The organism is Proteus hauseri ATCC 700826 (assembly GCF_001654965.1).
GTDB lineage: Bacteria > Pseudomonadota > Gammaproteobacteria > Enterobacterales > Enterobacteriaceae > Proteus > Proteus hauseri.
The window spans coordinates 1-4673 of sequence record NZ_LXEV01000038.1; the positions used below are offsets into that span (position 1 = coordinate 1).

The following is a 4673-nucleotide window of genomic DNA, read 5'->3' on the forward strand; positions in this document are numbered from 1 at the left end:
ATGGGGGGTGTTTGGTGCTTAAAATCGTGCTGATGCGTTCTGATGGTGACTGACGGGCGGTTTTAAGGTGTAAACTCGCCCGTTTAACATAATGGGTCTTATCGGAACCATGAATGTAGCTCCAATTTAGTAAATCTTTGTCCCATGTTCCATTACATATTTTACAGGTATTTTAGGGTTGTTAATATCTTTATGCCCATCTGAATACCATTTCCTTTCCCATTTATCATAGTAAAATTCTAGATCTTTTGGCTCTAATCTGTATATAGCTTCTATTGCGATACCACGGTATATGGCAAAAATCCAAGGTACTTGTCTATATTTTGCAATAATTACAGGATTCATGTGGTGGTGAGTTGAAAAACCTTTAGTGAGGTCTATGTTTATTGATTTTAACTCGTATTCTTGTCCTGCGTTATCTACAGCATCATTACCTTCTCGTCCTGGTAGTACTGTTAATCCTGTAATTAGAAGGACTTGAAGCAACTTTCCACCATTATCTTGAAAAATATCATTTATTCCATGTTTTAATGCTAAGTCTTGATATTCCTGTATATGCGGCCAAAGCTCTAATAATTTATTTAGATCTGGGTGACTCATTTTCGTGTTCCATCATTAGTATTGATATAGAAACATTTAAGGCATTTGCTATTCGCTCAATGTTGTCTATCGATATATTCCTTTCCGCTCGTTCAATTGAACCAATGTAGGTTCTATGGATTCCCACTAGATCAGCTAAGCTTTCTTGGGATAGACCTAGCTCGCCTCGCATTTTTTTTACATTCTTTGCAAGGGTTAATCGGGCTGATAAAGGATTTGTATTTCTGCTCATAGACGGGATAATGATGGTATGATGACTTTGAATCTACAGACTATGAGTAGCAATGATATGTTGAATTTTGGAAAAAAACCTGCCTACACAACTAGTAATGGGTCTATGTATATAGGTGACTCATTGGAGCTATTAGAATCATTCCCAGATGAAAGTATTAGTCTGGTTATGACTAGTCCTCCCTTCGCATTACAACGAAAAAAAGAATACGGAAACTTAGAACAGCATGAGTATGTGGATTGGTTTTTGTCATTTGCTAAAGTGGTTAATAAGAAACTAAAACCGGATGGAAGTTTTGTTGTAGATTTTGGTGGGGCGTACATGAAAGGCGTTCCAGCAAGAAGTATCTATAACTTTAGAGTTTTGATCAGAATGATAGACGAAGTGGGTTTTTTTCTTGCTGAAGATTTTTATTGGTTTAACCCATCAAAATTACCAAGCCCTATAGAATGGGTTAATAAGAGAAAAATAAGAGTTAAAGATGCAGTGAATACAGTATGGTGGTTCTCTAAAACAGAGTGGCCTAAGTCTGATATAACGAAAGTTCTAGCTCCATATAGCGATAGAATGAAAAAGTTAATTGAAGACCCAGACAAATTCTATACACCAAAAACTAGACCATCTGGGCATGATATAGGGAAGTCGTTCTCTAAAGACAATGGAGGTTCAATTCCTCCTAATTTATTACAAATATCAAACTCAGAATCAAATGGTCAATATTTAGCCAATTGTAAGTTGATGGGTATTAAAGCGCATCCCGCTAGATTCCCTGCTAAGTTACCCGAGTTTTTTATTAGAATGTTAACTGAGCCAGATGATCTTGTTGTTGATATTTTTGGCGGCTCTAATACTACTGGTCTAGTCGCAGAAAGAGAATCTCGTAAATGGATCTCGTTTGAGATGAAACCTGAATATGTTGCGGCATCGGCGTTTCGTTTTTTAGACAATAATATAAGTGAAGAAAAAATAACTGATATTTATAATCGAATCCTTAATGGTGAGTCTTTGGATTTAAACTCTATTATCTAAATTTTAACTCGACCTTTTTGATAAAAAAGTAGTTCCCTGTAGGGGCTTAGATCAGGTAGTCTTAGATATGTAAAAAAAAAACCGCCTCAGCAAAGGCGGTTTTCTTAAAGATTGGTTCGTAGAGCAGCAACTCTTTGAACCGAGGTAACAGGGTCTGAACACCGCTGAAACCAAATTCTGTTCTATCAGTTTAGCCGTAATGACGGTGACACTTCAAGGATTTCAGCAAACAATTCTGCACTCTTGTTACCAATGGCTATCGCCAGTGGCGTTTTTACGTGTCTGTCAGGGTTGGATTCAAGAGAACAGTTACCTGAACAGGCGTGATAGTCGGGCTAAACGGGGAGTTCGTGCAAATAGCCCAGCTTGGAGCGAACCACCTAAGCAAGCGCAGTACCGGTACAGGGAAGCTGAGAGATAGCGCCCCCAAAGACAGAAAGAGCGGATTAAAACCGGCTGTAAACTTGTAAGGTGGGAACAGGAGAGCGCACGAGGGAGCCGTCAGAGGGAAACTTCTGGCATCTTTATAGTCCTGTCAGGTTTCGCCTATCTTGACTAGAGCACCGAAAATCAGTCGATTTTTGTGAAGCTCGTCAGGAGGGCGGAGCCTATTGTAAAAGGGCTACTCTCCTCCTAGCTTTGCGCTCAGTTGTTGGTGTAGTGACTCTGCATGCTCGTGGAGTTCTTCGCAGAGGTTGGTTTCTGCATCGAGTTTATCTGAATTAAGTTCATTAAGCTTTTCCAGTAAGAGTAGACTTTGTGCCTGTAAAAATTTAGCCATGTTTACGACAGCTTTTTCCTGCTTTGTCATCTTTAAAATTCCACTATTTCCTCGCTGATTGTATAAAATCTTATCTGCTGTTAATGTTTAGGGCAAGGACACACATCGTTATCTCTGCGCGATTTCCTCGTGACCTTGCAATGGGCTTTGCCCCTTGACCCCAAAGGACAACAACATGACGACCAAACGCACCGAAACCGTGATTATTCGCCTGACACCTGACGAGAAACAATCGTTACTTCTGCGGAAAACCAAACCCCGTTTAGCGGAGTGGTTACGTGAACTGGCGTTAGGTCAGAAGCCAAAGCGTCAGCCGAAAAGTGTAGATCCTGCACTGTTGTTTGAGCTTAACCGGATAGGGGTGAACCTCAACCAGATAGCCCGCCATTGCCATCAGGCTCCGGTCTCTATGGCGACGGTCAATATCGCCTTAGCGTTACGGCATATTGAGGCACAGCTTCGGGAGGTGTTCGACCGTGCTGATTAAATTCTTTGGTAACAAAGGCGGTGGCAGTCCGAAAGCCAGCATGGATTATCTGCTTCGTGAAGGCAAAGAGGACACACAATTTCAGATCTTACGGGGCGATCCTGAATTGTCGCAGTCTATTGCGGAGAGTTGCGGATTTAAGAATGCGTACACGGTGGGGTGTCTGTCATTTGAGGAAGAAAATATACCCGACCATCACAAAACCGCCATTATGGACAGATTCGAAAAGCACGTTTTTGCGGGGCTGGAGAAAGAGCAGTACAACATTACATGGGTTGAGCACACGGATAAAAACCGGTTAGAGCTGAATTTTTACATTCCTAACGTCGAGCTGACCTCACAGAAACGCTTACAGCCGTACTATGACAAAGCCGACAGACCGCTGATTGAAAATTTTAAGCAGGTTATCAATCACGAATATGGACTGACCGATCCCCGTTCGCCGGATAAACAGCAAACGCTGATAACCCGTGCGGATTTACCGACAGAAAAACGGTCAGCCCTGAAAGAAATTGATACCGGCATATCGGCATTTGTGCAGAAAGGGATGATCCGTAACCGTGATGATGTGATTGACGCACTGAAGCAGTCGGGCTTTGAGATAGCCAGAGTGACACCGAAAAACCTCTCAATCAAAACAGAGGGGCAAAATTTACGTTTAAAAGGGGCGTTCTATGAGCAGGATTTTAAATTTAGCGCAGACGTTCTCCGAGAGTGCCAGACAAGACAGCGAGATTATGACGGAGAAAGTGAAACTCGCTATCGAACAGCACGAGAACGACTTGAAAGCGCAACTGGCAGACGCCAGCAGGAATTTGAGCGAAAGTATCCAAGCCGAGCAGACGATATTGATCAGGCGTACCGTGAGCGTGTGGAAATTACCGTTCATCATTCTGGGCTTACTGGTGCTGATATTGGCAGGGATCAGTCTGTTTCTCACGTACTGGAGCGTGAACGAATACCAGAACCTGACCGAATGGAAACGGTCAGCCGAGATATACCAGACGCAGAGCCACAATATCAAACTGACCAACTGCACCATGGACGACAAGAGCAAACGACCGTGCGTCGCCGTCGATCCTGCATATCAGAACGAAAACTGGGGCGGGAAGAACGAAGCCTACCGAATTCTAGCGAAGTGAGCCACCATGACCGAGACAGAACAACTCTTAGAGAACGCCTTGAACACCTTGTTACAACAGCAAGAGACCGTTATCAGCAATTTATCTCAGCGTGTCGGGGAACTCGAGACACAGAACAGTCAGTTAGCCATGCAATACAGGGAAATCAGTCAACAGTTAGCGACTTTAACCGGACTGCTGAACAGGTATCAGAACGGCTGACACAGCAGATCCAGCGACAGGAGCAGAGTCGTAGTCGGGGTTTCAGTATCGGTTTTTAACGGATAAAACCGCTTCAAGCCACAAACAAGTTTGCGACTTTCATCGGTTTGGCGATGAAAGTCGGACGAAAAAACGGGATGTTAAAAACGCCCTCAAACGTCACAGAAACCGTTATAAACTTTCAGGATGGATTTGGGTGTT

General features: G+C 42.9%; 7 protein-coding genes. 4 read left to right on the forward strand and 3 right to left on the reverse strand.

Annotated features, from left to right (window positions below; genetic code table 11):
• Window positions 1-126: 126 nt before the first annotated feature.
• Entirely contained in the window at window positions 127-600 is a 474-nt protein-coding gene (locus M997_RS16990; RefSeq protein ID WP_010904455.1) for a type-2 restriction enzyme PvuII, read from the reverse strand.
• Window positions 578-832 carry a helix-turn-helix domain-containing protein gene (locus tag M997_RS17300; RefSeq protein ID WP_010904456.1) on the reverse strand — a complete coding sequence of 85 codons (255 nt, stop codon included), beginning with the start codon at window positions 830-832 and terminating at the stop codon, window positions 578-580. Before M997_RS17300 ends, M997_RS16990 begins: the two co-directional genes overlap by 23 nt.
• Before the next feature lie 18 nt (window positions 833-850).
• Between M997_RS17300 and M997_RS16995 the strand changes: the two genes are divergently transcribed.
• Window positions 851-1861: a DNA-methyltransferase gene (locus M997_RS16995; RefSeq protein WP_010904457.1), complete on the forward strand. Its 1011-nt coding sequence runs from the start codon at window positions 851-853 to the stop codon at window positions 1859-1861.
• Window positions 1862-2483: 622 nt separating this feature from the next.
• Here the strand turns inward: M997_RS16995 and M997_RS17000 are convergent.
• Window positions 2484-2672 (reverse strand): Rop family plasmid primer RNA-binding protein, encoded by a 189-nt coding sequence (locus M997_RS17000; protein ID WP_064721305.1) that lies wholly within the window; start codon window positions 2670-2672, stop codon window positions 2484-2486.
• A gap of 145 nt (window positions 2673-2817) precedes the next feature.
• Between M997_RS17000 and M997_RS17005 the strand changes: the two genes are divergently transcribed.
• From M997_RS17005 to M997_RS17960, 3 genes are all read left to right on the forward strand, one after another.
• Window positions 2818-3129 (forward strand): MobC family plasmid mobilization relaxosome protein, encoded by a 312-nt coding sequence (locus M997_RS17005; RefSeq protein ID WP_010904461.1) that lies wholly within the window; start codon window positions 2818-2820, stop codon window positions 3127-3129.
• A gap of 674 nt (window positions 3130-3803) precedes the next feature.
• Window positions 3804-4271, forward strand: a complete 468-nt coding sequence (locus M997_RS17955; protein ID WP_010904463.1) for an MbeB family mobilization protein — start codon at window positions 3804-3806, stop codon at window positions 4269-4271.
• Window positions 4268-4531, forward strand: coding sequence for a hypothetical protein (locus M997_RS17960; RefSeq protein ID WP_420874851.1), 264 nt, complete (start codon window positions 4268-4270; stop codon window positions 4529-4531). Before M997_RS17955 ends, M997_RS17960 begins: the two co-directional genes overlap by 4 nt.
• The last annotated feature ends 142 nt before the right edge of the window (window positions 4532-4673 follow it).

Coding starts and splice junctions, on each gene's coding strand:
- M997_RS16990 (WP_010904455.1), bottom strand. CDS start 600: ATGAGTCACCCAGATCTAAATAAATTATTAGAGCTTTGGCCGCATATA.
- M997_RS17300 (WP_010904456.1), bottom strand. CDS start 832: ATGAGCAGAAATACAAATCCTTTATCAGCCCGATTAACCCTTGCAAAG.
- M997_RS16995 (WP_010904457.1), top strand. CDS start 851: ATGATGACTTTGAATCTACAGACTATGAGTAGCAATGATATGTTGAAT.
- M997_RS17000 (WP_064721305.1), bottom strand. CDS start 2,672: ATGACAAAGCAGGAAAAAGCTGTCGTAAACATGGCTAAATTTTTACAG.
- M997_RS17005 (WP_010904461.1), top strand. CDS start 2,818: ATGACGACCAAACGCACCGAAACCGTGATTATTCGCCTGACACCTGAC.
- M997_RS17955 (WP_010904463.1), top strand. CDS start 3,804: ATGAGCAGGATTTTAAATTTAGCGCAGACGTTCTCCGAGAGTGCCAGA.